Source organism: Mucilaginibacter sp. P2_A4 (genome assembly GCF_056405015.1).
The window spans coordinates 59154-84051 of record NZ_JBFUCX010000012.1 but is presented as its reverse complement, the minus strand read 5'-3'; the positions used below and the strand labels follow the sequence as shown (position 1 = coordinate 84051).

Annotated in this window: 28 protein-coding genes; 22 read left to right on the top strand and 6 right to left on the bottom strand. The window is 40.3% G+C overall.

Annotated features, from left to right (window positions below):
• Positions 1-54 precede the first annotated feature (54 nt).
• The 4 genes from AC1DYB_RS21265 to yihA form a co-directional block, all read right to left on the bottom strand.
• Entirely contained in the window at positions 55-660 is a 606-nt protein-coding gene (locus AC1DYB_RS21265) for a Crp/Fnr family transcriptional regulator (protein ID WP_477437803.1), read from the bottom strand.
• A complete protein-coding gene (locus AC1DYB_RS21260; RefSeq protein WP_477437800.1) occupies positions 648-1502 on the bottom strand; it encodes a UbiA-like polyprenyltransferase in 855 nt (284 codons plus the stop codon). The genes AC1DYB_RS21265 and AC1DYB_RS21260 overlap by 13 nt, the downstream gene beginning before the upstream one ends.
• Positions 1503-1584: 82 nt before the next feature.
• Positions 1585-1983 (bottom strand): endonuclease domain-containing protein, encoded by a 399-nt coding sequence (locus AC1DYB_RS21255; RefSeq protein ID WP_477437798.1) that lies wholly within the window; start codon positions 1981-1983, stop codon positions 1585-1587.
• A 253-nt stretch (positions 1984-2236) separates the two neighbouring features.
• Complete coding sequence (gene yihA, locus AC1DYB_RS21250) at positions 2237-2860, bottom strand: ribosome biogenesis GTP-binding protein YihA/YsxC (RefSeq protein WP_477437796.1); 624 nt, start codon at positions 2858-2860, stop codon at positions 2237-2239.
• A 148-nt stretch (positions 2861-3008) separates the two neighbouring features.
• Here yihA and AC1DYB_RS21245 point away from each other — a divergent pair, with 148 nt between their 5' ends.
• Complete coding sequence (locus AC1DYB_RS21245; RefSeq protein ID WP_477394159.1) at positions 3009-3497, top strand: VOC family protein; 489 nt, start codon at positions 3009-3011, stop codon at positions 3495-3497.
• Positions 3498-3600: 103 nt separating this feature from the next.
• Here the strand turns inward: AC1DYB_RS21245 and AC1DYB_RS21240 are convergent, their stop codons facing one another.
• Together AC1DYB_RS21240 and AC1DYB_RS21235 are read right to left on the bottom strand one after the other, a co-directional pair.
• Positions 3601-4338 carry a 3-keto-disaccharide hydrolase gene (locus AC1DYB_RS21240; RefSeq protein WP_477437794.1) on the bottom strand — a complete coding sequence of 246 codons (738 nt, stop codon included), beginning with the start codon at positions 4336-4338 and terminating at the stop codon, positions 3601-3603.
• A gap of 44 nt (positions 4339-4382) precedes the next feature.
• Positions 4383-5756 (bottom strand): Gfo/Idh/MocA family protein, encoded by a 1374-nt coding sequence (locus AC1DYB_RS21235; protein ID WP_477437792.1) that lies wholly within the window; start codon positions 5754-5756, stop codon positions 4383-4385.
• Between the two features lie 213 nt (positions 5757-5969).
• Between AC1DYB_RS21235 and ubiE the strand changes: the two genes are divergently transcribed.
• The 21 genes from ubiE (at position 5970) to AC1DYB_RS21130 (ending at position 24897) form a co-directional block, all read left to right on the top strand.
• Positions 5970-6701 carry a bifunctional demethylmenaquinone methyltransferase/2-methoxy-6-polyprenyl-1,4-benzoquinol methylase UbiE gene (ubiE, locus tag AC1DYB_RS21230; RefSeq protein ID WP_477437790.1) on the top strand — a complete coding sequence of 244 codons (732 nt, stop codon included), beginning with the start codon at positions 5970-5972 and terminating at the stop codon, positions 6699-6701.
• Entirely contained in the window at positions 6698-7432 is a 735-nt protein-coding gene (gene porT, locus AC1DYB_RS21225) for a type IX secretion/gliding motility protein PorT/SprT (RefSeq protein WP_477437788.1), read from the top strand. Before ubiE ends, porT begins: the two co-directional genes overlap by 4 nt.
• Before the next feature lie 163 nt (positions 7433-7595).
• Entirely contained in the window at positions 7596-8354 is a 759-nt protein-coding gene (locus AC1DYB_RS21220; RefSeq protein ID WP_477437786.1) for an SDR family oxidoreductase, read from the top strand.
• Positions 8355-8494: 140 nt separating this feature from the next.
• Complete coding sequence (locus AC1DYB_RS21215; RefSeq protein ID WP_295720908.1) at positions 8495-8944, top strand: GatB/YqeY domain-containing protein; 450 nt, start codon at positions 8495-8497, stop codon at positions 8942-8944.
• 160 nt (positions 8945-9104) lie between these two features.
• Positions 9105-9872, top strand: a complete 768-nt coding sequence (locus tag AC1DYB_RS21210; RefSeq protein WP_295720907.1) for an alpha/beta fold hydrolase — start codon at positions 9105-9107, stop codon at positions 9870-9872.
• 1 nt (position 9873) lies between these two features.
• Entirely contained in the window at positions 9874-10536 is a 663-nt protein-coding gene (locus AC1DYB_RS21205; protein WP_477437784.1) for a CBS domain-containing protein, read from the top strand.
• Between the two features lie 68 nt (positions 10537-10604).
• Positions 10605-10988, top strand: a complete 384-nt coding sequence (locus AC1DYB_RS21200; RefSeq protein ID WP_477437782.1) for a four helix bundle protein — start codon at positions 10605-10607, stop codon at positions 10986-10988.
• A gap of 108 nt (positions 10989-11096) precedes the next feature.
• Complete coding sequence (locus AC1DYB_RS21195) at positions 11097-11984, top strand: NAD kinase (RefSeq protein WP_477437780.1); 888 nt, start codon at positions 11097-11099, stop codon at positions 11982-11984.
• Positions 11985-11993: 9 nt separating this feature from the next.
• Positions 11994-12776: a type IX secretion system protein PorG gene (gene porG, locus AC1DYB_RS21190; protein WP_477437778.1), complete on the top strand. Its 783-nt coding sequence runs from the start codon at positions 11994-11996 to the stop codon at positions 12774-12776.
• Positions 12777-12916: 140 nt separating this feature from the next.
• Positions 12917-13438, top strand: coding sequence for an ExbD/TolR family protein (locus AC1DYB_RS21185; protein WP_295720902.1), 522 nt, complete (start codon positions 12917-12919; stop codon positions 13436-13438).
• Between the two features lie 400 nt (positions 13439-13838).
• On the top strand, positions 13839-14579 hold the full coding sequence (locus tag AC1DYB_RS21180; RefSeq protein WP_477437776.1) for an isoprenyl transferase: 741 nt from the start codon (positions 13839-13841) through the stop codon (positions 14577-14579).
• Positions 14580-14642: 63 nt separating this feature from the next.
• Positions 14643-17195: an outer membrane protein assembly factor BamA gene (gene bamA, locus AC1DYB_RS21175; RefSeq protein WP_295720901.1), complete on the top strand. Its 2553-nt coding sequence runs from the start codon at positions 14643-14645 to the stop codon at positions 17193-17195.
• Between the two features lie 14 nt (positions 17196-17209).
• Entirely contained in the window at positions 17210-17740 is a 531-nt protein-coding gene (locus AC1DYB_RS21170; RefSeq protein WP_295720900.1) for an OmpH/Skp family outer membrane protein, read from the top strand.
• A gap of 53 nt (positions 17741-17793) precedes the next feature.
• On the top strand, positions 17794-18306 hold the full coding sequence (locus AC1DYB_RS21165) for an OmpH/Skp family outer membrane protein (protein ID WP_295720899.1): 513 nt from the start codon (positions 17794-17796) through the stop codon (positions 18304-18306).
• A gap of 66 nt (positions 18307-18372) precedes the next feature.
• Positions 18373-19215: a glutamate racemase gene (gene murI / locus AC1DYB_RS21160; RefSeq protein ID WP_477437773.1), complete on the top strand. Its 843-nt coding sequence runs from the start codon at positions 18373-18375 to the stop codon at positions 19213-19215.
• 210 nt (positions 19216-19425) lie between these two features.
• The gene (gene nuoH, locus AC1DYB_RS21155) at positions 19426-20496 is read left to right on the top strand and encodes an NADH-quinone oxidoreductase subunit NuoH (protein ID WP_477437771.1); all 1071 of its coding nucleotides are present in this window, start codon (positions 19426-19428) and stop codon (positions 20494-20496) included.
• Positions 20497-20643: 147 nt separating this feature from the next.
• Positions 20644-21234 carry a 4Fe-4S binding protein gene (locus AC1DYB_RS21150; protein ID WP_477437769.1) on the top strand — a complete coding sequence of 197 codons (591 nt, stop codon included), beginning with the start codon at positions 20644-20646 and terminating at the stop codon, positions 21232-21234.
• A gap of 26 nt (positions 21235-21260) precedes the next feature.
• Complete coding sequence (locus tag AC1DYB_RS21145; RefSeq protein ID WP_477437767.1) at positions 21261-21779, top strand: NADH-quinone oxidoreductase subunit J family protein; 519 nt, start codon at positions 21261-21263, stop codon at positions 21777-21779.
• Positions 21776-22081 (top strand): NADH-quinone oxidoreductase subunit NuoK, encoded by a 306-nt coding sequence (gene nuoK / locus AC1DYB_RS21140; protein WP_477437765.1) that lies wholly within the window; start codon positions 21776-21778, stop codon positions 22079-22081. The genes AC1DYB_RS21145 and nuoK overlap by 4 nt, the downstream gene beginning before the upstream one ends.
• A complete protein-coding gene (locus AC1DYB_RS21135; RefSeq protein WP_477437763.1) occupies positions 22081-22833 on the top strand; it encodes a hypothetical protein in 753 nt (250 codons plus the stop codon). The genes nuoK and AC1DYB_RS21135 overlap by 1 nt, the downstream gene beginning before the upstream one ends.
• A gap of 3 nt (positions 22834-22836) precedes the next feature.
• Positions 22837-24897 (top strand): NADH-quinone oxidoreductase subunit 5 family protein, encoded by a 2061-nt coding sequence (locus AC1DYB_RS21130; RefSeq protein WP_477437761.1) that lies wholly within the window; start codon positions 22837-22839, stop codon positions 24895-24897.
• Position 24898 lies beyond the last annotated feature (1 nt).

The following is a 24898-nucleotide window of genomic DNA, read 5'->3' as shown; positions in this document are numbered from 1 at the left end:
TTTTTTAGTGGTTAGGATTCAGCTTTCAGCCTTACGCCTTTGGCCTTTAGCTTATCAGGCACTTATTTTCATGATCCTTCTCCTGATCCGCGACAGTGAAACAGGGGTGATGCCTAAAAAATTGGCAATGTAATGCTGTGGGATGCGCTGCAATACTTCGCCGCCTGTTTCTAACAACTTGTTATAACGTTCTTCGGGAGTTTGGGTTAAAAAGGACGTTACCCGGTCTTCATAACAAATAAGATAATGCTCGGCTACCAATCTGCCAAAGCGTTCCATTTTATGACCGATGAGTTCATGGGCGTAGGCCTGCTGCATGGCTTTATAGTTAAGGGCAACTATCTGTGTATCCTCCAATGCCTGGATGTAATTTAAACCTGGCGTACCTGTTAAAAAACTTTTATATGAGCTAAGTAATTCGTTCTCAAAACTAAAGTAGCCGGTTATTTCTTCACCATCCTTCACATTAAAATACCGTACAGAGCCTTTTACAATCAGCCCTATCTGGGTGCAAACTTTGCCTGGTTCGGCAAAGTTTTTCTTTTTTTTAAGGTGACTAACTTCCAATAAAGGCGACAAGATTTGCCATTCCGCATCATTCATCGGAACATATAATTCTACATGTTCCCTGAATTTATTGATGGCGGTTAGTGTGTCCATATCCGGTCTAAAAGAAATAATACAGCAAACACTACGCTGGCAATTCCATTAGTGGTCATGAAGGCAAAGTTTACACGGCTTAAATCGTTAGGTTTAACCAGCAGGTGTTGATAAATAAGCATCGCACAGAAAAAGGCGATTCCTACATAATAAAGGATACCCACATGGGTAAAAAATACGGGCATTACAATAAATAACGCCGACAGCACATGTAAAAAGGTTGATAGCCTTAATGCGTTCACCTTACCCAAATATGCAGGGATTGAATGCAAATTTTGGCTGCGGTCGAAATCCTCATCCTGCAGGGCGTAAATAATATCAAACCCACTCACCCAGCATAAAACAGAAAGGGAAAAAAATACAGGTGTCAGGGCAAAAGCCCCGGTAACCACAAGATATGCGCCAATAGGGGCCAGGGATAAACCTAAACCTAAAACCAAATGGCATAGTGCGGTGAAGCGCTTGGTTGCGCTATAGCCCATTACGACAAATAAGGCAATTGGCGATAGGTAAAAGCATAATGGGTTAATGAAAAACGTAGCTGCTACAAATAGCCCGCAGTTAATTAAGGTAAAAGTTAAAGCTGCGGGTGCGCTGATCCTGCCAGATGGGATATCGCGTTGTTTGGTACGCGGGTTTTGAGCATCAATGTCCCTATCCAGGTAACGGTTAAATGCCATGGCCGAGTTGCGGGCAAAGATCATGCATAACACCATTAAAACCAGCTTGCGCCAGTCAAACGTGTGGTTAGTAGTGGTAACTGCCAAAAAGAAGCCGATGAATGCAAACGGCATGGCAAATATGGTATGCGTAAAGGTTACTAATGAAAGGTATTTTTTCATGTTATATTAAATGGTCCCTCTTGATAAGGGTGGTTGTGTTCTACATATGGCTGTCGAGGGATCCCCAGCATTTTTATTTGTACTATAGGTTCCCCTCTTGAGAGGGGTAAGGGGTGTGTTCTACAACATGCCTCCCGATAGTTCTTAATACATTAACAATGTCTTTTCTTACTTCCATCTCGCTAAAACGGATCACTGTTAAATTATATTTTGTAAGTTCCAGATCTCTTAGCCGGTCTGCTTCTACTTTTTCTTCGTGATTATGATAATGCCCATCTATCTCAATTACCAAATTTAACTCGCTGCAGTAAAAATCTACAATATAATTTAACAGTGGTTTTTGCCGGTGGAAATCATATTCAAAGTACTGTTTTGTTTTCAATTCATTCCAAAGTAGTACTTCGCCCAGAGTACTGTCGTTTCTTAGCTTGCGGGCTAAGTCTTTTAGTTTGGGATTGTATGGTATTATTTTACGCGGCATAAATATGCTTTACTTTTATTTTATGTCGAATGCTTTTATGGTTTAATGAACTTTTGCCATTTCAAGTCCTATCCCATATTTTTATTGCGCATAACACACCCCTGCCATCACACTGCCTACCGCGCCCCCTCTCAAGAGGGGAATCGGATACTATCCTATCCCATATTTTTATTGCGCATAACACACCCCTGCCATCACACGCTCCACCGCGCCCGCTCTCAAGAGGGGAATTGTTAATTACAACACCGTTATATTAATCCCTTGGTTCAAAATGTGGTATCACAAAACTTCTATTTATATTATCTATAAAACCTAAAATTTCATCACGACCTACCTGAAGTTCGGCAGATGTTACAAAATATTGCGGAAACTCCTCAAAGGTCTCCGTTAAAGTTTTTTTGAACTTCGCGATATTTTGGTCGGTTTTTACACTTGATTGTTTATCGGCCTTGGTGAATACCAGTACAAACGATAAGCCTTTTTCGCCCAGCCAGTTACAAAATTCAATATCTATCTTTTGCGGCTCAAGGCGGCTATCAATCAGCACCATTACACATTGCAGGCTTTCGCGTTTATCAAGGTAATTATGGATAAATTTGTTCCAGTTGGCCTTATTTGTTTTGGATGCCCGGGCATAACCATAACCAGGTAAATCAACAATATACCAGCTTTCATTAACAAAAAAATGGTTGATAAGCTGGGTTTTACCGGGTGTTTGTGACGTTTTTGCTAATCCCTTTTTTTGCGTTAGCATATTGATAAGGGATGATTTGCCCACATTTGAGCGCCCGATAAACGCGTACTCCGCCTTAATAGGCGGCGGAAGTTTGGAAATCTGGGTATTGCTGCAAATAAATTCGGCCGTTTTAACAATCATGCTGCAAAGGTAATATTTTTTACTGGTGCGCTGATGACCGATAAAGTTGATCAGCTTTGAACCATATATTTGCTACTGCTTGTTTTACAATAGATAAACAAATATAAATGCAATTATAGTTAAATTTGATGTTTAAACATGTAATATAATGAACGAATATAAAATACCCGCCCAAACCCGCATAGGTCATGTACATTTAAAGGTTAGTGATCTGCAAAAATCACTTGATTTTTATTGCGGTTTACTGGGCTTTGATAAAATGATGATGTATGGCGATCAGGCTGCGTTTATATCTGCCGGTGGGTATCACCATCATATAGGTTTAAATACCTGGCATAGTAAAGGGGCTTCACCAGCGCCAGCGTATGCGCCCGGCCTTTACCATACTGCTATTGTATATCCCGAACGAAAGGATCTGGCGATAATACTGCAAAGGCTCATTGATGCCAAATATACCATCACAGGAGCATCAGACCACGGGGTATCGGAAGCGATTTATTTAAACGACCCGGATCAAAACGGTGTTGAACTTTATTGGGACAGACCAAAAGAAAACTGGCCGGTTGACGAAAATGGCGACATGACGATGTTTACCAAAAGGTTGGATATTGAAGGGCTTCTGGCATTGGCTAAATAAACGTGATTTTGAGGATTAAAATAGATTAACAGGATTTGTATTATCTGCCGAGAACCGGGCGTGACATACAATCCTGTTAATCTTGTAAAATCCTTAAGTCGTGTTACAACTCCTTAATCCTTAAATTTCTGAAATAAGCTTTATGCCCATGATCCTGCAGGGCAATTAGGCCGGTTTTAGCCGTGCCATAATCGGGATAATCTTTCCATTTACCTTCGGTTTTTTTCTTGGTCCAATCATCAGTCCATGCCTCAAATGAAACTATTTTTGATCCGTTGAGCCAGTGCTCTACATGGCCATTATTGAATACAATTTTGCTGATGTTCCATTTACCAATTGGCTCTACTTTTTTAAGTGTGTTTGGCAGGTGCATGGCGTAATCGCAGCCTGTTTTTTGCCACTCTTCCAGTTTGTCTGGCCAGCCTTCATCATCTATAATCTGGTATTCGGGGCCGGTATCATAGGTAGCATGGTATTTGGGGTCTTCAATAACATGATAAAGCACACCGCTGTTGCTGCCTTTATCAATTTTCCATTCCCATTCCAGTTCAAAATTAGTGTAGGCTTTATCGGTAACAATATCGCCCCCGGTATCGCCTGCGGCTGCACCTAAGCATACCAGGGCGCCATCAACTATGGTCCAGTTTTTCACTTCTCCTTTTTTATTAAAGCCATGCCAGCCATTTAATGTTTTACCATCGAATAGTTTTACCCACTCGGCTTTTTTAGCATGTGATTTTTTTGGATGAGGGCGTGTTTTTACCGGTATGGCTGATGTTTGCACGCAAACCAAGGCTGCGGCAGCCATCACCAAACCAAGTTTTTTTAGTTGTTGTTTCATAACTTGCTAATGTGTTTGTCTTAGTAACTATAAAGTTTTTCGTCTTAACTCTTTTTCGCCAGCTGCATTTTTTCCGGATCCCAAAACATAGGGCTATTGTTATAGTAGCTATCGTTACATAACAGGGCAGGAGCGGCGGCACGGTACCCAAATATGGCATCCTCCGTTACCTTGCCATTGTTTCTGATGGCGTTAAAGAAGTTATTCATGTGGTCATAAGGCCCACCCATGTAGCCCTTATCGGCATCATAGGTAATCTCTTCTGGTGGCAGCATTCTTTTGCGCTCGGTATAGCTGCCGCCTGCTTTTTTCAGTTTATCGAGGTAAAAAGGATCGTCGGATGCAAAGGTCTTGTTCCTTTTCAGGGTAACTTTATCCCAGGTTATATCCATAGAACCTTCGCTGCCTACCAGTTTAAGGTAAGTAGTACCGCTGGTGCCATCAACAAAGTTGCAGCGTAAAGAAAGATTAAAGGCTGGATGTGCCTGGGTTTTGCCATAATCAAAAGTGCCCAGCAATACATCAGGTACCTCGCGGCCATCATTCCAGAAACGTAAACCACCCGATGCATAGATCTTGTTTGGCCCAACAGAATCCGTTATAAAGTGCAGACTGGAGAACAGGTGCACAAAAAGATCGCCTGCCATACCCGTGCCATAATCGGTATAGTTTCTCCAGCGGAAAAAGCGTTTCTCATCAAACGGGCGTTTTTTGGTATTGCTGATATAGGTTTCCCAATCCACAGTTTGCGGTGATGCATCGGCCGGGATAGGGTATTGCCAAACTTCCAGCGGTTCGCGACGGGCCCAAAAGCCCTCGGCATAATTGAGCTGGCCAATAGCCCCGCTTTTTAACAGTTCATGCGCTTTCTCATTACCCAATGATGATACGCCCTGGCTGCCCACCTGGAATATTTTACCTGTTTCCTTCTGCGCTTTTATTACAGCCGGACCTTCGGTAATGGCATGAACCATTGGTTTCTCGCAGTATACATGTTTACCAGCGTGCATGGCATCAACAGAAATTTGCTGGTGCCAGTGGTCGGGAGTGGCAATAATTACGGCGTCGATATCCTTACGGTTCAGGATCTCTTTATAAACGCGGGTGGTAAAAATATCAGCACCCCATTTGGCTTTGGCATCTTTAAGGCGGCCGTCATATAAATCACATACGGCAACCAGCTTTACACCTGGAATTTTAAGGGCTGTATCCGTATCACTGTTGCCCATGCCACCTGCACCAATAAGGGCAATGTTGATCTGGTCATTCAATTCATAGCCCAATTGCCTTTTGAGTATGGCAAATGGTTTTACCGTATTTTCGGAAGCGAACAGGTTGCTTCCAACGGCTACGGCAGCGGTTGTAGTGGTTAGTTTTTTAATGAAACTTCTGCGGGATGATTCTTGTTTTTCTTTCATAGATAAGGCTTAAACTTATATGCTTTAGTTAATTTATGAGAACCGATAAAATAGGGCCGCTCCATTTTGGGGAGAGACCGGTTACGAACTGGTTTAAAAGAATTGGCTTTTAAAATTAAGGAATTGACTTAACATTTACACAAGCCAATCAACTTAATACATCCAAATAAACGCAATCATGATACAATCACTATCTTTGCTACCACTAAAAAAATGAGCAAAACCATAACTCCGTACAACAATGAGCAAGCTACCAAAAAAGAGCAGGTGGCGGATATGTTTAATAATATATCAAAAACATATGATTTTTTGAACCATTTTATGTCGTTGGGGATTGATATCATCTGGCGTAAAAAGGCGATAAACGAATTAAAAAAGGATCAACCAAAACTAATTCTGGATGTAGCCACAGGTACAGGCGACTTTGCCTTTGAAGCCTTGAAAGCGTTAAAACCCAATAAAATAATTGGTGTGGATATTTCCCGCGGCATGTTGGATATCGCAGAGCAAAAGATCCAGAAACGAGGTCTTGGCGATAAGTTTGAAGTAAAACTTGGCGATTCGGAAAAGCTGCCTTTTGATGATAATGCTTTTGACGCGGTTACGGTTGCTTATGGCGTTCGTAATTTCGAGAACCTGGAAATTGGTTTGGCTGATATTCAACGGGTGCTAAAACCGGGTGGCAAAGCGGTGGTACTGGAGTTTTCAAAGCCCAAAGCTTTCCCGGTAAAACAGCTGTATAATTTTTACTTCAATTATATTACACCGGGCATAGGCAAGTTGTTTAGTAAGGATTCAAGAGCTTATAGCTATTTGCCCGAGTCAGTGGCGGCTTTTCCGGACGGAAAGAGTTTTGTTGCTTTAATGGATAAAGTAGGCTTTAAAAATACCAAACACAGGCCATTGGCGTTTGGTATCTGTTCTATTTACACTGGTGTTAAATGATCAAAATACGGTGCCTTTTAGTTGTATGCCTTATGTTTTGCTGCAAATTTTTGCTGGCGCAGAATGTACCGGCATGGGGCGGAGGTGCCGACCAGCAAGACCTGAGTTTTGGTTTTAGCTTTAGTTATGTTAGCAGCGATTTTAAAATAGTAAAGAAGCCCGATTGGCGTAAGCCTTTTTTTGATGCAACCAACAATCAATATATAACCGATTCGTTAAACAGCATCAGTCCAAAGGGTACACCTGGTTTTGCTATCGGTTTTTTAACACGCTATACATTAACCGAGCATTTTGAAGTACGAATAACACCATCGCTTGTTTTTGCCGATCGTAATTTAACGTATACCTATGCCAACCCCGATCAAAACCAGGTTAAGCAGCTTCAAACCACCTCGGTGGATATTCCGTTGTCTTTCAAATTAAAATCTGACAGGCTGGGCGATTTCAGGGCCTATATTTTAGGCGGCGTTAAATACACCAAAGCCATCGGCACCAAAAAAAATGATGCCAATTTAGGTCCCATGGATAAACTGGTGAAAAATGCCGGTGGATTTAGCTCCTATGAAGCGGGCCTTGGCTGTGATATTTATTTTGAGTTTTTTAAGCTCTCGCCCCAAATTAAGGTATCCAACTCCTTTGGTAATATATTGGTTCCAGAAAATCATCCATTTTCAAGCCCTATCAGTAAGTTGTCTTTACATACCGTTATGTTTAGTTTGTTTTTTGAGTAGATAGATAAGTGCTACCCTGAGCTTGTTGAAGGATAGGGCGCAGGCCACTGCTCACCAGGAACAGGCAGGTTTGGCATAACAGCCGCATTAAGTAACATTACCTCAGAACAACAATAATTCAAACTAAAAAACATAATTTCGCTCCTATAGTTATCCTACTATTATGACTAAAATTGCTTTAATTACAGGTGCAACCGCCGGAATTGGCGAGGCATGCGCACACGTATTTGCCCGTGAGGGTTATAATCTGATACTAACCGGCCGGAGGGAAGACCGGCTTGAAAAATTAGCCGAACAGTTAAATGAAACTTATAATGTGGAGATTGCCATTTTATCATTTGATGTGCGCAACCGTGAGCAGGTGATTGAAAACCTGGAAGGCTTGCCCGAAAAATGGAAGCTGGTTGATGTGTTAGTTAATAACGCTGGTTTAAGCCAGGGCCTTGATCCTATACAAAACGGTAATGTTGATGATTGGGAAACGATGATTGATACCAACATAAAGGGTTTACTTTATGTAAGCCGCATGGTATCAAACTGGATGATAACTAATGGTGGGGGGCATATTATTAATTTAGGCTCCATAGCCGGCAAAGAAGTTTATCTTAACGGTAATGTTTATTGCGCAACCAAGCACGCTGTTGATGCGTTAAACAAGGGTATGCGTATTGATCTGTTGCCTCATGGTATAAAGGTTACTGCTATACACCCGGGGGCTGTGGAAACGGAGTTTTCTGAAGTTAGGTTTAAGGGTGATAAGGAACGCGCTAAAAAAGTTTATGATGGCTTTGAGCCGTTGGTAGCACAAGATGTTGCAGAAACCATTTGGTTTGTAGCATCGAGGCCGGCACACGTAAATATCAACGACCTGGTGATCATGCCAACAGCGCAAGCTACTGCTGTGAATATATATCGAAAATAATGTGCAGATGATGATTTGATGTGCAGATGAAAAAAAGTATGAACATCTGAAATTATAATCTGCACATTTGCACATCTGAAATTTGCGCATTTGTTAACACGTTTGCATATCTGAAATCTGCATATCTAAAATTAAAATACATGTCATTAATCACACAAATAGACCAGGATATAAAGCTGGCTATGTTGGCAAAACAACCTGATCGTCTTAGAGGGCTGCGTGCTATAAAATCGGCCTTGTTACTGGCTAAAACCGAAAAAGGCGCAGCCGAAGAACTTACTGAGGAAGCTGAAATTAAAGTACTTCAAAAACTGATCAAACAACGTAAAGAATCGGCAGATATTTACCGCACTCAAAACAGGGAAGATCTATACGAAATTGAAATGGAGGAAATGCGCGTGATTGAGCCTTACCTACCCCAGCAAATGACCCGTTTTGAAATTGAAGGTTATCTTCAGGAACTGATCAGCAGGATTGGAGCTACGTCGATACAAGACCTTGGTAAGGTTATGGGTACTGCCAATAAAGAACTTGCGGGCAAAGCCGATGGTAAAACTATATCAGAGGTAGTGAGGCAGTTATTGGGATAGTTATTAATTTAACAATGTAAGCTTAATATCTACATTGATAAATTATTACTATAATTGTTGCAAGTCATTCGCAATAGATTAAATTTATAGCGAATTAACATATTTTTATACTGAAACGGGTTTTGGTATAGTTAATTGAAAATTAATATTAATAATTTATATGGATTTCGTGCTTAAAGAGGAACACGGTTTTAGTTACATCGATGAGGGCGAAGGTGAGGTGCTGTTACTACTGCACGGTTTAATGGGGTCATTAAGTAATTGGGATGGCGTAGTTGAGGAGTTTAAATCCCAATACCGCGTAATAATACCAATACTTCCAATTTATGATATGCCTCTTTTAACTACTGGTGTAAGAAGTTTATCAAAATTTGTACATAAGTTTATCAAGTTTAAAAACCTGAGCAATATTACGTTGCTGGGTAATTCGCTTGGAGGGCACGTAGCTTTAGTGTATGTTTTAGCACACCCCGAAAATGTAAAGGCCATGGTTTTAACCGGCAGTTCGGGGTTATATGAAAATGCTTTTGGTGGTTCGTTTCCGCGCCGCGAAAGTATTGATTTTGTGAGAGAAAAGGTGCAGTATACTTTTTATGATCCGGCCATTGCAACTGATGAAATGGTTAATGATATACATAAACTGATAAATGACAGGCATAGCGTAATCAGGTTGCTGGCGATGGCAAAATCAGCTATCCGCCATAACATGAAGAAAGATCTTCATAAAATGACCTTGCCTGTTTGTTTAATATGGGGTAAAGATGATAAAATTACACCGCCCGATGTTGCGGTTGAGTTTAATGAATTATTACCCGATTCTGAATTGCACTGGATTGATAAATGCGGCCATGCCCCAATGATGGAGCGGCCACAGGAGTTTAACGTTTTGTTTAGCGCATTTTTAGATAAATTAAAAGTAAAAGCATAACATGATAGCAATTGAGCTGATAGCTGATGTGATACCCCCGGTTCATACCTCTGATAGTATACAGAAGGTATATGACCGTATGCTGGAGTTTCGCGTGAGGCATTTGCCAATTGTAAATGAAGAACAGTTTTTAGGTTTAGTAGCCGAGGATGATCTGATAGGCGAAAGCGATTACCAGGCATCAATAGGATCGTTGGCGCTTTCGCTTGTTAATCCTTACGTGCTGGAAGATCAGCATATTTATGATGTGATTCGCATGTTTCATGAACGCCAGCTCACGGTTGTGCCGGTGCTTGATGCTAAACAAAATTACCTGGGCCTAATCTCCATAAATGCTATAACTGAATATTTTGCGCAGATCACCTCTGTATCACAACCCGGGGGGATTATCGTACTCGAAATCAACAATAAAAACAACTCGCTGGCGCATATGGCGCAGATAGTAGAATCTGACAATGCCCAGGTGCTGAGTTCATACGTTCAAACATTTCCCGATTCAACCCGGATGGAAGTAACCCTTAAGGTTAATAAGCAGGATATCTCAACCATTATCGCCACTTTCCTGCGGTATGAATATGACGTAAAGGCAACCTTTAACAATACCGATCATAACGATAAAGGCAGAGATCGTTACGATTCACTTATGAATTATCTTAACCTTTAGTTCATTAGCTCATTGGTTCATTAGTTCATTGGTGAAAAGTTCAATAGTTTTGTGATTGATTGATCAATATGAGTTATTATAGTCTTGAAGATTTAGAGGTATATCAATTAGCCGAAGGTTTTAGCGACGAAATTTGGATGATAATTAGTGGTTGGGAATATTTTGCAAAAGATACCGTGGGTAAACAAATAGTACGCTCTGCTGATTCTATAGGGGCTAATATTGCTGAGGGATATGGCCGATACCACTTTAAAGAAAATCGAAATTTTTGTTTTTTTAGCCGTGGCTCAATTTTAGAAACAAAAGGGTGGCTAATAAAATCAAAAAACAGGAACCTGATAAATGAAGATCAATTTAATTCACTATTTGAGAAACTTCAATCCATCCATCTCAAACTTAATGCATATTTAAAGTTTATTGGAAAAAATGCCAAAGTTAAAGCAGATCAGTAAAGTATATCAATAATATATTATCAAAAGGCAGGTATAAACGCCGGCCCATGAACGACTGAACTACCATTCCCGCGCAAAAGACCAATGAACCAATGAACCGATGAACTAATGAACCAAAGAATAGCAATTTACGGCAGGCCATTTAATGAACCATCTGTAATCCCTTATATACAACAGGTATTTGATAACCTGGCCCAACACAATGTCGAGATCTACGTACATCATCTGCTCAACGAATATCTTCAGGATAAAATTAACGGTGTAGTATATAATGTTTTACAAAGTACCGACTCGTTAAAAGGTTTTATAGATGTTTTTATAACACTGGGTGGGGATGGCACCCTGCTGGATATGGTTACCGTTATCCGCGATTCTGGCATTCCTGTTATTGGTATTAATTTTGGCAGGCTGGGTTTTTTAGCCAGTGTAAATAAAAGCGATATAAACGCTGCCATACACGCGGTAGTGAATAAGGAATTTACACTTGATTGCCGCGAACTGCTGAAAATAGATTCAAAGTCATCCATTTTTGGGGAAGATAACTTCGCGCTTAATGATGTAACTATCCACAAGCGCGACGATGCCGCCATGATTATCACCCATGTGTTTTTAAATGATGAGTTTTTAAACTCCTATTGGGGCGATGGGCTTATTATATCAACCTCAACAGGCTCAACAGCATATTCCTTAAGTTGTGGCGGTCCTATCATCTTCCCACAATCAAACAGTATTGTAGTTACCCCGGTGTCACCCCATAATTTAAATGTGAGGCCAATTATATTGCCGGATAACAGCAAGCTATGTTTTGAGGTAGAAACCCGAAGCTCCAAATACCTGGTATCCTGCGATTCAAGGATGGCTGTTATGGATGAAACGATGAAGTTTCACGTGGAGAAAGCCGGTTTTCAGCTAAATTTGATCCGGTTAAATAATGAAAGTTATTTAACAACGTTAAGGAACAAACTATTATGGGGATTGGATGCCCGTAATTATTAAAACTGCTTGATGCCTAAAATTTTACTTTTTGTTTTCCTTTTACTGTTTTCGTATCATTTGCAGGCACAAACCTGGGAGATAGGCGGCTCATTAGGCGGTGCTGGCTATATTGGTGATTTAAATATCAATAACCCTGTAAAAGTAAGCGGCATATCCGGCGGCTTGTTTGTAAAACGAAATTTTGATGGATACCTTTCAGCAAGACTAACGTTTAGTTACGGGAAGTTTGGTGCTGCCGATAGTACATCATCCAGCCAGCAATTTCGTGATCGTAATTTAAGTTTTACTGATGGGGTAAAAGAGATCAGTGCAATTGGCGAGTTCAATTTCCTGAAATATATCCCGGATGCAGGCCCTAATAAATTTACCCCATTTATATATGCCGGTATCGGGCTCACTTCCTATGCGCCGCGTACTATTTATAACGGGGCATCTGTTGACTTGAGAGAGTTAAAAACAGAAGGTCAACCAAAGCCGTACGGAGGCCATACTGCGGTGATCCCTTATGGAGTTGGTATAAAGTACAATATTGCCGGAAAGTTTAACCTGGCGGCAGATATTGGATATCGCTATACGTTTACAGACTACCTGGATGATGTGAGTAGCGTATATGCTGATAAAAGCAAGCTTAATGGTATTGCCAGGGCACTATCTGACAGATCTGGCGAGCGAACCGGAACCTACATTGGTTCGGTTGGAACACAGCGCGGCGATTTTAAGCCCCGCGATACCTATTTCCTGGTTGGGTTTAGTATCTCCTATACCTTTGTTACCCAGCGGTGTTATTATTGATGTGTTCGAAATTTAATTCTATTTATTTTTTTATAACGGAATTTAATTTTGTTATTTTATAATATATGAATTTATAATTCGTTTTAAGGTTAATGATCGGTATTTAATACTGGTGATTATTAACCTTAAACTATAAAATCATGGCCGAATTAAATTCCTCTCCCCAAAAATCAGGATCTACCCGCGGACGTAAAAGAATGAACACCCGCGTTGATCTTACCGCAATGGTTGATCTGGCTTTCCTGCTCATCACTTTTTTTATAATGACAACTACGCTTGCAAAGCCAAAGGCCATGCCTTTAGCCATGCCAGATGGCAGCCTTGGCGATCCCGTGCCTGCCAGTCGTAGCCTTACCATCTGTCTTGGTAAAAGCGACCGGGTGATGTGGTACCTTGGCGAATTGAAAAATCCGGTGATTGCGCCATCAATTACCAACTTTGGTAAAAATGGTTTAAGGCAGGCACTTATTGAAACCAGCAAAATGATCAGAAATAAAACGGGCAAAAATATGATTGTATTGGTAAAGCCCAGTAACCATTCGGTATACAGCAATGTAGTTAATACTTTAGATGAATTAAATATTACCCAAACTCAAATATATTCTATTGTTGATATAGCCCCCCAGGATGTGGAGGCTTTAAAACAAAAAGGTGTTTATTAGCAGCTGATTAAAAGGGGTACCAAACCTAAATACCGCGCTTTATTTACAGGGCATCGTGATCAATTTTTAGGGATCATAGATGCCTTTTTTGCATTTAAAGTTGTTTTAAACCATAATAAACAGGGCCAGAAAATGTTATTTATGTGTTTTTAATGACATTTACAGGCAATATTTATAATAACATTTTCTTTTATTGCTGCATACTAAAAAAATACAAAGGAAGTTTTACCTTTGTACCCTGAAAAAACCGGCAATTCGGCATATAAATAACGCTGTAGCAGGATAATTTTTAAGGTCGATTAGTCTAAAAACAAATATTTATTAGGCATGGCGTTGATAAAAATAAAAACAAAAGCATGTCTTTTATAAGCCATTACACCGGTTTTTGATAATGAGTAATATGGAATATTTGGATCAGATTGATTTGTTAAGATTGCCAAAACATGTAGCTATCATTATGGATGGCAACGGCCGTTGGGCAAAAGAGAAAGGCAAGTTAAGGGTATTTGGTCATCATAACGGAGTGGTATCTGTAAGGGATGTTGTTGAGGGCGCAGATAAACTGGGTATAAAATACGTTACACTATATACCTTCTCGTCAGAAAACTGGAACAGACCCAAATTTGAGGTTATGGCCATCATGGAACTTATGGTGAGTACCATTCATAAGGAAATTGCCGGTTTCATGAAAAATAATATTAAGCTAAATGCCATTGGCGATTTGGACATGCTGCCCGCGAAATGCTTAAAAGAGTTAAATGCGGCCATGCAAAAAACTTCATTAAATACAGGGGTGGTACTTACGCTGGCCTTAAGCTATGGTTCAAGGCGCGAGATTTTACAGGCGGCTAAAAACATAGCCATACAGGTAAAAAGCGGGGAGTTGGAAGTGGAAGGTATTAATGAAGCTGTTTTTGAACGGAATTTATTCACCAACGATATGCCCGATCCTGAATTACTGATCAGAACCGGCGGCGAGTATCGGATAAGTAATTATTTATTATGGCAAATTGCCTATGCCGAGTTGTATTTTACAACCAAGCTATGGCCCGATTTCAGAAAGGAAGATTTGTACGAAGCCATACTTGATTATCAAAAACGCGAGCGTCGTTTTGGTATGACAAGTGAGCAGGTTAACTAAATTTTTCCTTTTAACACTTTTTAACAACTGTATAAATTAATTTTAGCCCACTAAAATATTCGAATGTATAAATTTCTTTTTGCTATTCTTTTCTCTGTTTTTGGTACTGCTGCCCTTGCTCAGGTTTCCAACGCGCCGAGGCAACCACTCACAAAACAGATACCGGCCGATAGTTTAAGTTACCTTAATCCGCACGATTACATCATTGGTGGTATTACCGTAAGTGGAGTAAAATATCTTGATAAGGATAATTTGATATTGCTTTCAAAATTAACCAAAGGCGACCGTATTAATTTACCAGGCGAACGCAATGCCGAGGTAATAAAGAAATTATACGAGCAAGGCTTATTTGATGATGTGCAGTTAAACATCACCAAAATTAATCTTGATACCGTTTATCTTGAAATAGTTGTAGTTGAGCGCCCGCGTTTGTCACGCCTGCACATAACAGGTATCCGCAAAGGTGAAGTAGAGGATGTACAGAAAAAATTAACAGATAAGACCGGTAAAATTGTCAACGAGAATTTACTGAGCACTACATCGGCTATCATCAAAAAACATTTTAACGAAAAAGGTTTTATGAACACCGCTGTTGTAATGACGCAGCGTAAAGATCCCGGAGATGCTAACAGTGTTATACTCGATGTAAAAATTGACAAAAAGACCAAGGTGAAAATTAACGATGTTACATTTGAAGGTAACAAAGCTTTTTCGCAAGGCGATTTGAGAGGTTATTTGAGTAAAACCCGTAAAAAGAAATGGTATAATCTTTTTGGATCAAAAAAATTCAAACAGGATAAATACGAAGAAGATAAGTTAAACCTTATTGAAAAGATGCAGGCCAAAGGTTATCGTGATGCCGAGTTGGTAAGCGATTCTGTTTGGAAGCATGATGATAATACTGTTAACGTAAAAATTAAAGTTTATGAAGGCCCAAGGTATTACTTTGGTAAAGTAAGGTGGTCTGGTAATGCAAAATATAGTACGGAGTTATTAGAAAGAATATTACACGTTAAAAAGGGTGATGTATTTAGCGAGGACGAATTAAATAAGAGATTAAGCGGCCCAACGCCAAGTAACGATGATGTTTCATCACTTTATTTAAATGATGGTTATTTAACTTTTAATGCCGACCCGGTACAGGTTAGGGTTTATAACGATACTGTAGATCTTGATATACGTATATATGAAGGCCCGCAGTACACCATAAACCGTGTAAGCCTTAAAGGTAATGATGTAACCAACGATAAAGTTGTGTTGCGTGAGATCCAAACCAAACCGGGACAAAAATTCAATAAAGATTTATTAATTCGTAGCGCACGTGAAATTGGCCAGCTTGGTAACTTTGATGAGCAAAAAACCGAGCCGAAACCAACCAACATTAACCCCCAGGATGGTACGGTAGATATTATTTACAACGTTGTTGAAAAGCCTTCAGATCAGATCGAGCTTTCGGGTGGTTTTGGTGGCGGGCAGCTGGTGGGTACACTGGGGCTTACCTTTAACAACTTCTCATTAAGGAATATATTTAACCTTAAAGCCTACAAGCCACTGCCAAAAGGCGATGGACAGAAACTAAGCTTAAGAGGTCAGTCAAGCGGTCGTACCTATCAAAATTTTTCGTTCACTTTCTCTGAGCCATGGTTAGGTGGTAAAAAACCTATTTACTTTGCATTATCAGCATATACACAGGGGAGTTCAACAGGGCAGTATTATGCAAAATCGAGCCCGTACTACAATAACCTGCGTATTAATGGTGTTGGTATTACATTGGGTAAACGCTTAAAATGGCCGGATAACTATTTCCAGTTAAACTACTCACTTAACTTTGACCACTACAACCTTGATAACTATACTGGTTACCTTTTCTCAAACGGTACCTCGTTCAATATCAAGTTAACACAGGAATTAACACGTAATTCAATAGATGCGCCAATATTCCCTACACAGGGTTCAAATATTAAATTTACGGTTCAGGCAACTCCTCCATATTCGTTATTTAACAATACCAACTATAAAGTGGCCACTCCGCAGGAGCGTTACCATTTTGTAGAGTATTATAAATTTAAATATGATGCGCAGTGGTTCTCTAAACTGGTTGGTAAATTCGTGCTGATGTCGCAGGTAAGATTTGGTTTCCTGGGTATGTATAATAAGGAAGTAGGCCCTTCACCATTTGAACGCTTTAAGTTAGGTGGTGATGGTATGCAGAGCTACCAGTTTTTACAGGGTAGTGAAATCATCGGTTTAAGAGGTTACCAAAACTTCTCCATAGTACCAGAAGGTTCAAACGAAAATCAGAACAGCAATACAGGTAGCACCATCTATAATAAATACACATTAGAGTTGCGCCATCCAGTTATCGCCAGCCAGTCTGCAACCATATTTTTACTTGCATTTGCAGAGGGTGGAAACGTTTGGAACAATTTTAGTCAATTCAATCCGTTTAACGTGAGACGTTCGGTAGGTGTGGGCGCAAGAATATTTTTACCTATATTTGGCTTGCTTGGGTTAGATTATGGTTATGGATTTGATAAAATTCCAGGTGCCCCGGATGCAAATAAAGGGCAATTCCATTTTACAATTTCTCAGAGTTTATCCGGCGGATTTAATTAATTTGCGAACCGAATATGAAGAAGATAATTTTAATAGCAGTTTTAACGTTTACAGCATTTGCAGGAGCTTATGCGCAACGCTTTGCTTACGTTGATTCGGATTATATATTAAAGCACATGCCGGAGTATGCTTCTTCACAAAAGCAACTTGCTGCTTTGTCTGATCAATGGCAAAAAGAAGTTGATGGACGTTTTCAGGAAATTGACCGTTTGTATAAAGCGTACCAGGCCGACCAGGTGTTAATGACGGCCGATATGAAAAAACGCCGCGAAGCGGAAATTGTAGATAAAGAAAAAGCCGCGAAGGATTTTCAACGTCAGAAATTCGGGCCCGATGGTGAGCTTTCACAAAGAAGTACTGGCTTGATTAAACCAATTCAGGATAGAGTGTCTAAAGCTGTGCAGGCCGTGGCCGAAAGCAATGATTTGGATATGATCTTTGATAAAAACAGTGAGGTGATCATGCTGTATGCAAACCCAAGGTTTGACAGGAGCGCAGAAGTGATAACCAAATTAGGGCTTAAACCCGGAGTATTTGCTAAATAACTTTTTGAATAAATAAACAGAACAAAACTATTATTAAACACAGGACAAAAAAAATGAAAAAACTATTTAAAGTTGCTTTAGTTGCAGTAGGAATGATATTTGCCGGCAACTTTGCCAATGCGCAGACAAAAATTGGCCATATTAATTTTAACCAGCTGATAGATTTAATGCCAGAAACTAAAACTGTTTCAACTCAGATTCAGGCTTACCAAAAAACCTTTATTGATGTACTTACTACCATGAATAATGAGTACACTACAAAAGGTCAGGCTTTTCAAAAAGATCAGGCTACTATGACCGATGCAGTTCGTACTGCAAAAGGTAATGAGCTTCAGGATATACAAAAACGTATGACTGATTATCAAACTAACGCTCAACAACAAGTTGAAGCTAAAAAGAATGAATTAGGTAAACCACTTTTTGATAAAGCTACTGCCGCTGTACAAGCAGTTGCCAAAGAAAAAGGTTATGCATATGTATTGGATTCTTCACAAGTAAGTTTATTAGTATCTCCGGATGCTGATGACCTGATGACAGCCGTGAAATTAAAATTAGGTTTAAAATAATATCAACCATTAGTCATTTATAAAAGAGCGCCTCGTATTTACGGGGCGCTTTTTTTATGTTTGTATATGCAAAATAAACCCATAGGTATTTTTGATTCAGGCTTTGGTGGCCTCACTGTTTTTAAATCTATCATTGAACAGCTGCCGGGTTACGATTACATTTATCTTGGTGATAACGCCCGGGCTCCTTACGGAAACAGGTCGTTCAAAACCATACATGAGTATACCTGGGAATGCGTGCAATGGATGTTTGAGCAAGGGTGCCCGCTGGTAGTACTGGCCTGTAATACGGCTTCGGCAAAAGCGTTGCGCACCATACAGCAACAAGACCTTAACAGTGTCGACCCCACAAAACGTGTACTTGGTGTGATAAGGCCAACTGCCGAGATCATTGGCAATTATACCAAAACCAAACAGATTGGGGTACTTGGCACAAAGGGTACGGTGCAATCCGGCTCATATCTTATCGAGATCGAGAATTTTTTTCCGGATGTAAAAGTTTACCAGCAGGCATGCCCGCTATGGGTACCACTTATAGAGAACGGAGAGTATGACCAGCCCGGCGCCGATTATTTTGTGAAATTGTACCTGGATGAGATTATGGCTCAATCCCCGGATATTGATACCATTTTATTAGCATGTACACATTATCCTATTATAAAAGATAAGATAGAGGCCAATCTGCCTGCGCACGTTAAAGTAGTTGCCCAGGGCGATATTGTAGCAAAGAGCCTGGTTAGCTACCTTCAGCGCCATCCCGAGATGGAAAGCAGACTTACTAAAAACGGTACTAACCAGTTTTATACCACTACAGATGATACCGCGGATTTTGATCATCATGCTTCGCTGTTTTTTTCATCCCCGGTAACGTCGACATTTATTGCCGCTAATGATTTGGTGAAGTGTTAGTGAGTGGTTGATTGGGTTGGATTAGGTGAGTGGTTGAATTAAGGATAAAATCAGGCACTTTCATAACCCGCAAAAAAAAATAAAGCCACTCAACTTAATATAACTCGATCAATCACTCTCCCAATCAACCACTCACCAATTTAATATACTAAACTTGTCGTCTAAAATAGTTCAACATTTAGTAAGTTTGCAGCTTAAGCAAAAAGGTACTTGAATTATTATATCACATATTTTATTGTTGCTGTAGGCTTGTTCAGTTTTTCGGCCTTTTTCGCTTTGTTTGGCGTATATGCCGAGCGTAAGATCTCTGCATTTATACAAGATAGGCTTGGTCCCACAGAAACAGGAAAGTTTGGATCCTTACAAACATTGGCTGACATCATGAAAATGATTCAGAAAGAATTGATCATTCCCGCCGCCGCCGATAAGTGGCTTTTTATGCTGGCGCCGGCCGTGATTTTTATCGCGGTTTACATGGGCTTTGCTGCATTGCCATGGGCGCCCGGCCTTATTCCATCAAAGATAAATCTCGGTATCTATTATATTTTTGCCATTATCTCTATTGAAACATTGGGTATCCTCATGGCCGGATGGGGATCAAATAACAAGTATTCCATACTGGGAGCCATGCGTTCTGCCGCGCAAATTATTTCATACGAGATCCCGGCTGGTTTTGCCATTATATCCGTTGTGATGATAGCTCAAACGCTGGATATGCAGGCAATAGCCATGCAACAGGGTATACTATCGCCCGAGAAAATAAAGTTTCTTGGTTTTTGGGATGTAACACAAACGGGAGGGTTTTTTAGCTGGAATATATTTCGTGCCCCGCATCTTTTTATTGCGTTTGTTATATACTTTATAGCTTCATTGGCCGAGAGTAACCGTGCCCCGTTTGATATCCCCGAGGCGGAATCAGAGCTGGTGGCGGGCTTTCATACTGAGTTTACCGGCATCCGTTTCGCGCTGGTTTTCCTGGCCGAATATTCTATGATGTTCCTGGTATCCATGATAGGAGTTATACTGTTTTTAGGTGCGTGGAACACGCCATTGCCAAACATAGGTCCGGTACATTTAGCTACCTGGACAACCGGCATGGGCTGCGGTATTTTGTGGGTAACATTAAAAACCCTTGCGTTGGTGGCCGTCCAAATGTGGATCAGGTGGACATTGCCCCGGTTTAGGGTAGATCAGCTGATGAATCTCTGCTGGAAAGTACTAACTCCGCTGGCTTTTGCCTGTATGCTGATATCCGGCGTATGGAGATTGTGGCTTATGTAGGAGAGAGAATTTCGGATTTCGGATGTTCGATTTCGGATTTGGAATTTTTTAATTTAGAGTTTAGGATTTAGAATTTAGGATTTAGAGTTTAGGATTTAGAGTTTGGAATTTAGGATTTAGAATTTATTATTTAGAGTTTAATAATTAGTGTTTAAAAGAGTAGTTAACGGTTTTGCAACAGCATGGAAAGGTTTAAGCCTTACCGTGAAGCACCTGTTTGCGCCAAATTCTGACAGGAAGATCATTACCGTAAGCGATAGTAATTATTTTAAACAATTGGAAAAAGGTACCAATACCATCCAATACCCCAAACAACAACTACCTGTTCCTGAAGTGGGCCGCTACCAATTGGAAGTAGAGATGGACGATTGTATTGTATGTGATCTCTGCGCCAAAGTATGCCCGGTTGATTGTATAGATATTGAAGCTATCAAAGCTACCGAAGCCATTGGCCAAACATCCGATGGAACTACCAAACGCCTTTATGCCGCTAAGTTTGATATTGATATGGCCAAGTGTATGTACTGTGGGCTGTGTACTATTGTGTGTCCAACCGAGTGCATCGTGATGACCAATCAATATGATAAAACCGTATTTGAGCTAAGCGATCTGACTTACCAGTTCTCGGACATGCCGCCAGAGGTCGCTGCCGAAAAGCGTGCGTTGTTTGATCAGCAACAAGCCGAAAGGCAGGCTGCAAAACTGGCCGCGATGCAAAAAAAGGAGGGTGGGGCATGAGTTTCGTACGGGTGCTATTTTATTTTATGAGTTTTATTGCCATTGTTTCGGCATTGTACGCGGCATCCACAAAAAACCTGGTACGCAGCATCTTTGTGTTTTTTGTAACACTATTTGCGCTGGCTGGTTTGTATGTGTTGGCCTTGGCTGATTTTGTTGCCGTAACCCAGGTGGTAATTTATGTGGGCGGGATACTGGTGCTGATCATTTTTGCCTTTATGCTATCTGGTAAAGAAACTTTAAATGTGATTCAGCAGCAAAAGGGCAAATTCTTTAGCATGGCGAAATTACCTGCCATACTGCTGGCAGCTTTGTTTTTTATAGTGATGATTAACGTAGTGTTAAAGGCCGATGCGGATAACCTGGGCTGGGTAAAGGATTCTATCGCCAATAATAACACGATTACCCCAAACGCGGTGATGATAGATAATATAGGCGTTAACTTAATGACCCGGTATTTGCTGCCTTTTGAGGCCATCTCCATTTTATTGCTGATGGCGTTGTTGGGCGCTGCGCATCTTTCACGTAAGGAGGCAAAAATATGATCACCTTAACCGATTTTTTGGTGGTAAGCGTAATGCTTTTCTGCATAGGCTTGTATATGATTGTATCAAAACGCAACGCTATTCAGATTTTGATTGGTATTGAACTGATCTTGAACGCCGCCATATTAAACCTGGTTGCCTTTGGTAAACACGATAGGGTAAATAACAGCGGACAGATCTTCGCCTTATTTGCTATTGTACTGGCCGCCGCTACAACAGCTGTCGCACTTGCTATTATACTTAATGTGTATAGAAAATATAAAACCATTGATCCGGGTAAGATCAATAACCTGAAGGATTGATGATGAATAGGTTACTTTTTTCTTTTTTATTGTTGATCAACATAGGTGGATTTGCGAATGCGCAGAAAGCCGATACAACTAAAAATGCGTCCATCCAAAAGATTTATGATCTTATAAAGGCCAAAGGTAAACCGTTAATAGTAATAGATGGGATCATTTATAAAGCAGATAGCAAACCTTTTGATACAGAAGATATTTCGGCCATTGACATGTTGCATCCTCCTGGTTCGATTAATATCTACGGGGAACAAGCAGCCGATGGCGCGATTTTGATATCAACCCGGGACTTAAATAAGGTGGATACTTTAAGCGATTTACAAAAAAAAGAAATTCTTGATAATTTAACTTATGTGTTAAATGGAGAGCCATCAACAGATAAAGAAATATCAGCTTTGAAACCCGAAGATATATTGAGTTTTACCGCATTAAAATACGATAAAGAATCAGTGTCCGAGGAATTTAAATCTAAACGAACTTTAGTTGTTATTACCAAATCGTTTGCTAAAAATAGTTACCAGGCAACGCTGAGCAAATTTTCAAAAGAATATAAAAACTGTCTCGATTCAACTAAACACGATGATTCTAAATTTTTTTATGTTTTGAACGGACAGCCTTTGGAGGTGGAAGATAAGCGAATACAATCCCTATTTGATATTCATGAAAACCAAATAAAGAAAGTTCATTTTATGGGGAAGTTTTATAAGGGAGTTATTAATAACCAGAAAGAGGTAGTTTTAGTACAGACAAAATAAACATTGAACAACACATTAAGCTATATCGACACTATTCTCATCACCTGCACCCTCGCAGCTGTGGCATTGCCGCTGCTTGCCACTTTGCTAAACTTTTGCCTTCCGGTTAAAAGTAAGGTTTCGGGCTGGGTATCTACATTGGCTATTTTGGTGAGCTGTGTTTTGGCAGGCAGGGTATTTGCCGGCATATGGAATAATCATCAAATACATCATCAACATATTTGGTTTACTATTGGGCAAACAAAGGTTTATGCGGGGATATTATTGAATAATCTTTCGGCATTGATGCTGTTGCTGGTATCAGTTATAGCTTTACCGGTGCATATTTATTCAACTGCTTACATGAAATATGATGAGCGGTACAGCAGGTATTTTACTTACCTCAGCTTCTTTTGTTTCAGCATGCTGGCTTTGGTGGTGGTTGATAACCTGGTATTGTTTTATGCTTTTTGGGAGCTGGTGGGCTTTTCGTCGTACCTGCTTATTGGTTTCTGGTTTACTAAGGATAAGGCGGTGCAGGCCAATAAAAAGGCCTTTATCATGAATCGTGTGGGTGATATTGGTTTGCTTAGCGCTATTATCATCCTGTTTACCCAATTCCATACTTTTGATATTTTAACGCTATTTGCCAACAAGGGTTTAATAGCCCAATCAGTTGTAAATAATGGCTTATGGATTGCGCCAACCGGGCAGCTACCCGCCATTTGGCAATACATTGCTGTCGCAGGCATCTTTTCAGCTGTAGCAGCTAAATCAGCCCAATTTCCGCTGCATACCTGGCTACCTGATGCAATGGAGGGGCCAACGTCTGTATCAGCTCTTATTCACGCGGCTACTATGGTTGCCGCGGGTGTATTTTTATTAGGCAGGGTTTACCCCATGTTCACCGAAACAGAGCTTACCATACTGGCCTGCATTGGTTGCTTTACCGCGTTTATGGCGGCTACTATCGCCCTTACACAAAATGACCTGAAACGCATTTTAGCCTATTCTACCATATCGCAATTAGGGTTTATGATCCTGGCAATGGGAGTAGGGGCATATGCCTCATCACTTTTCCATCTGGCTACGCACGCGTTTTTTAAATGTTTGTTGTTTTTGGTGGCTGGTATTGTTATTCACCAAATGCAACACATTAAGGAGGATAATGACCTGGATATTGATCCGCAGAGTATCCTGTACATGGGTGGTTTGCGCAAACGTCTGCCCCTTACTTTTATCGCGGCTATTATTGGCGGTTTTTCATTGGTTGGTTTGCCCTTAACTTCCGGCTATCTTTCAAAAGATGGCATACTGATCCAGGCATTTGAATGGAGCGAAGGCAAAAGCTTATGGCTTAAAATAATCCCGGTAACGGCATTGATCACCAGCTGGCTAACCGCCTTCTACGTGGCCAGGCTCATCTTCAAAGTTTTCTTTGGAGATCTCAGGCTGCTCAATATCCACCCAAAACTAAAACTACACCTGACTGATGGTGGCTGGCAGTACAAATTACCTTTGGCGTTGTTAGCAGTTTGCTGTTTATTTCCCTTGTTTTCCTTTAACCCATTCTCCTACGAGCAGGGCTGGTTATTTAAAGGCTTGAATATTTCGCGAATAACAAAGTTCGAGAGTATTTATCATTTGATTATCCCGGTATTGGTAAATGTGATAAGCCTGGTAGTGTTATACCTGGCCTATGCTATCTACGTAAAACAAAATAGCTTTGCTTTTTCACAAACCGGGTTTTTATACCGGCTATCCTACAACCAATGGTATATTGATAAAATATACAAACGTGTTTTTGTAAAACCGGTACTTGGTTTTGGCAAAACCTGTTTTTGGTTTGATAAAAATGTTATTGATGGTCTTATCCATTTGCTAACCAAATTAAGCGGCTATGCTGCGCGGTTAACCGCCTGGGCCGATAAATATATTGTGGATGGCTTTTTGCATTTAATAGCAGCCATTGTGCAAAGTATTGGCAATTTTGCACGTAAGTTTCAAACCGGCAAAGTGCAATACTATTTGTTTAGCATGCTGGTGATTGTACTGTTGCTGTTTATTTTAAAAATACTGATATAAA